This is a genomic window from Mycobacterium sp. RTGN6, assembly GCF_033804605.1.
GTDB lineage: Bacteria > Actinomycetota > Actinomycetes > Mycobacteriales > Mycobacteriaceae > Mycobacterium.
Genome location: NZ_JAPZKZ010000029.1, coordinates 1 through 312, shown reverse-complemented (window position 1 = coordinate 312; position 312 = coordinate 1). Strand labels below are relative to the sequence as shown.

Sequence of the window (312 nt, the reverse complement as noted above, 5' to 3'; positions counted from 1 at the left end):
CGGATCGGTTCCGTAGTAGTCGGTCTCGTCGTCGTCGTACAACCCGTCGCCATCGGTGTCCGGCCGCGGATCACCCGTGCTGGTGCCACTGGACTGACCGCTGCTGCCCGAAGTCGTGCCGCTCGAACCGCTGCTCGTCCCACTGCTACCCGACGTCGTGCCGCTCGAATTCGTGCCGCTCGAACCGGTGCCACCATCACCGGGATCGGTCCCGTTGAACACCTCTTCGCCATCGGAGACGCCGTCACCGTCACTGTCGGCCACATTCGGATCGGTTCCGTAGTAGTCGGTCTCGTCGTCGTCGTACAACCC

Annotated in this window: 1 protein-coding gene; it reads right to left on the bottom strand. The window is 64.7% G+C overall.

What is annotated here, in order from left to right; all coding sequences use genetic code 11:
- Nucleotides 1–312, bottom strand: a 312-nt coding sequence (locus SLQ33_RS33520; protein WP_319458249.1) for a hypothetical protein, incomplete at both ends; no start/stop codon positions are given.